The sequence below is a fragment of the Streptomyces sp. genome (assembly GCF_036524955.1).
Taxonomy (GTDB): domain Bacteria; phylum Actinomycetota; class Actinomycetes; order Streptomycetales; family Streptomycetaceae; genus Actinacidiphila.
In genome coordinates this window covers 1-3,494 of the sequence record NZ_DATDBG010000141.1, presented here as the reverse complement: position 1 = coordinate 3,494, position 3,494 = coordinate 1, and the positions used below count along the sequence as shown (strand labels likewise).

Annotated in this window: 3 protein-coding genes; 1 reads left to right on the top strand and 2 read right to left on the bottom strand. The window is 76.9% G+C overall.

All coding sequences use genetic code 11. The features are described from left to right. Positions 1-57 precede the first annotated feature (57 nt). Positions 58-246 (bottom strand): DUF5703 family protein, encoded by a 189-nt coding sequence (locus VIW71_RS11475; RefSeq protein ID WP_331621993.1) that lies wholly within the window; start codon positions 244-246, stop codon positions 58-60. Positions 247-293: 47 nt separating this feature from the next. Between VIW71_RS11475 and VIW71_RS11470 the strand changes: the two genes are divergently transcribed. After that, positions 294-902: a hypothetical protein gene (locus VIW71_RS11470; RefSeq protein WP_331621992.1), complete on the top strand. Its 609-nt coding sequence runs from the start codon at positions 294-296 to the stop codon at positions 900-902. 251 nt (positions 903-1,153) lie between these two features. On the opposite strand, the gene VIW71_RS11465 is transcribed toward VIW71_RS11470, so the two are convergent. Further along, a complete protein-coding gene (locus tag VIW71_RS11465; protein ID WP_414720729.1) occupies positions 1,154-3,370 on the bottom strand; it encodes an ATP-binding domain-containing protein in 2,217 nt (738 codons plus the stop codon). Between the last annotated feature and the right edge of the window lie 124 nt (positions 3,371-3,494).

Sequence of the window (3,494 nt, the reverse complement as noted above, 5' to 3'; positions counted from 1 at the left end):
GGCCGCCCCAGGGCGCCCGGTCACCACGACCCCGGTCAGGTTCCCCTCACGTCCGGCTCACCATGTGGCCCGCACCTGGCGGATGATCCGGCGCCGCAGCCGCACCCGGCGGCTGCCGTCGGGGTAGAGCCGGAGCCGGTCGAGTTCCCAGTGCCCGTACTCCGCCTCGTCGGTCAGCATCCGCGCCGCGTCCTTGCGGGAGACCCCGCGCGGCACGTACATCTCTCTGAATTCGTATTCCGGCATCGCATCTATTGTGCAAGCAACGCCCTGGTGCGGATAGCGTCTGCTCCATGTCTGATGACGTGCAGCCCCCCGTGGCCGAGGTCCGTGCCGCAGTCGAGGCGGTCAAGGCCGCGCTCGACCGTCACCTCGACGCGATCGAGAACCGTACCGGTGAGGACGATCCCGCCGTCTACGCCGCGTTCGAGGCGCTGGCCTCGGCCGCCGAGTCCTATGACGAGTTGCTGTACGACACCTATGACGAGGTGACGCCTTTCGAGGTGCCCGCCGCCGAGGCGCTGCCGGAGTACGCCGGTCCGCAGGAGCCGGAAACGATCAGCGTGCTGATCCGCCGCGACTACTCCATCGTCGATCCCGAGCGGCTGTTCGCCCAGGCCCGGCGGGCGGCCGAACCCGGCGACGCCACGGCGAACACCACGGTGAACGCCGCCGTCGGGGTGGTCTTCGGCGAGTACGAGCCCGACGAGATCGCCCAGCGGCACAAGGAGTTCGGCCTGGAGGAGGGCGACTCCACGCTGTGGGTCTCGGCGATCGAGCCTCCCGAGCCCGGCGAGTGGCTCGGCGCGCCTTTCGAGCAGGCCGACCCGCGCCTGGTGGTCTGCCGCTTCGACGTGAGCGCCGTCTTCGACGACGAGCTGGGCGTGCTCGACCCGGACTGACAAACCGGTGTGACGCACCGGGGTTCACGGTCGGTCTTCCTGCTCGCTCCTTGCGCGGGCCGCCTCGTTCCTCGGCCGCCACTCCACGAGCTCAGGCGTCAGCCCGCCTCGTGGGCCCGGACGGCCGGGAGGGGACGGCAGCGGGGGAGGACAGCCGGGGACCGGATACGGGCAGGGCCGTACGACGGCCCGGGGCGTTCGCCCGGGGTGGTGGGGTCGCACGGTACGCGGCCCCTCACCCCGGTCCGTACTCACCCCTCCTCGGCCAGCTCCCGCAGCACCGAAGTCAGCCTGGTCGTACGCTCCTTGGCCGCCGGTTCCGCCACCGCCTGGGCCAGGCTCCGGTCGGCGCCGCGCACCACCGACAGGTGGCGTTCGCCGCGGGTGAAGGCCGTGTAGACCCAGGAGCGGGTCAGCAGGGGGCCCGCGTCGCCGGGGACCACCACGACGACCGCGGGCCAGCACAGGCCGGCCGCCTGGTGGCCGGTGACCGCCCAGCCGTGCCGTACGGTCGCCGCGACGTCCTCGCGGGGCACGACGACGGTGCCCCACTCGCCGGTCAGCCGCAGACCGTCGGGCTCCGCACCGGCCACCGTGCCCGGGAGCGTATGGCCGGGGGCCGGGACGTGGACGACGCGGTCGCCCGGGTCGAATCCGGCGAAGCGGCCGGGGCCGGGATTGAGGCGTTCCTTGAGCGCCGCGTTGAGGGCGCGGGTGCCGACCGGGCCGCTGTGGGCGAGGGTGATGACCTGGGTGTGCGCCGCGGGGACGCCGATCGCCCGGGGCACCGAGTCCGCGACGAGCTGCACCGTACGCAGCACGGCCTCACCCGGGTCGCGGACCGGCACGACCACGACCTCCTTCTCCGGGGCCTCCACCGCGGCGAGTTCGCCCACGCTGACGCAGGAGGCCAGTTCGCCGATCGGGCCGGGGTCGGGTGTCCGGGAAATGACCCGCGGGCACGCCCGGCTCGCCAGCAGGTCGGCGAAGACCCGGCCGGGGCCCGCCGACCACAGGGTGTTCGGGTCTCCGCTGAGGACGAGACGCGCGCCGTCCGGAACCGCCTCCACCAGGGTGGTGGCCTCCTCGGCGGAGAGCTGCGGCGCGTCGAGCACGGCGAGGAGGTCGAGGGCGAGGCTGCCGTCCTCGGCTCGGCCGGGCCCGAGGTCCCGGCCGAGCAGGCCCTCGACGGTGAGCGCCGCCTCGTCGCCCACGGCCCGCGCCAGGCGCCGGCGGCCGTTCTCGGTGTACGCCGCCGCGTAGGCCCGCAGGCCCGCCGCCCGCGCCGCGCCGACCAGTGCGGCGGGTTCCGCGCGGGCCGCCTCGCCGCCGGTGTGCAGGACCAGGCCGCTGCGGGCGGCGGCCCGGATCAGCTCCGCGGCGGAGGGGGAGGGCGCGCCGGCCGCGGCCTTCTCCCACCCCGCGTCGTCGTCCTCCTCGTCCGCCGCGCCCTCGAAGGACCGCAGCAGCCGTACGCAGCCGTCGGCCAGGCTCTCCTCGGCGAGCGCGTACCGGTCGAGACCGAGCAGCAGGGGTACGGGGCCGGCCTCGTCGTCGTCCTGCCCCGGGCCGGCCGGCGGCTCCGCTGACGCGTCCCGGAAGACCAGCACCAGTCCCTCCTCGACGGCGGCGGCGACCACGGCGCCGGGGTCGGGCACGGCGTGGCGGGTCAGCGCCGCCCTGACCGCGTCCGCGGCGAGCGCGGTGTGCCCGGACTCGGCGGCCTTCTCCAGCACGAACCCGACGAGCGCCCGTCCCCGCCGCTCGTCGCCCGGCCCGCACTCCGCCCCGAGCACGGCCCGCGCGAACCCGTCCGCCTGCTCCACCCGCACCCCGGGCACTTGGAGCACCAGCCACGGGTCCCCCCGCAACGCTTCCCCGGCCCCCTCCCCGAGCAGCCGCACCGCCGCCTCCGCGAGAGCGCCGGGCGCACCACCCCCGACGAGTACGCCTCGTGCGGCATCCACGGCCGCGGGATCGAGCGGCGCCCGCCGTGCGGCGCGGCGCGGCCCGGCGGGGCCTCCCGACGGACGATCCCCGCTCCTGGCCTCCGGCCGGCCGGTCGCCGTGGGCCCGGTGCGGCCGTGCCGCGGCTCGCCGCCGGGCGGCTGCGCGGGCTCGTCCGGCCGATGACTGCCGGGCGGCTGTGCGGGCTCGTCCGGCCGCTGGCCGCCGGGCGTGCCTCCCGGTCCGCCGGTCGCCGCGGCCTCGGTCCGTACGGGCCGGGGCTGGGTGTCGCCCGGTGCCGTATCTCCTGCGTTCCCGGGCTCGCCGCCGTCGGGCCCGCCCGTGCTGCGGGCCCTCGGGGCCGGGGCTCCGGCATCCGTGCGTGGGCAGGACGCCGCGCCCGCCGCGTGCGGCGCGCCCCCTTCCGCCGACTCCCCGGCCCCGGACTCCGCCGCCTGCGGGGTTGCCGCCTCTGCTTCTCCCGCTTCCGTGGCCTGCGGGGTTGCCGCCTCCGCCGCCATAGCCTCCCGACGCCTGCGCCGGGCCTCGGCCGCGTCGCCGCGCGGCGCCGGAGCCGCCGGGTTCTCGCCGCGCTCGATGGAGCGCACGGCGGCGGCCAGGCCGGCGAGGTCCGGCGCAGGGGGC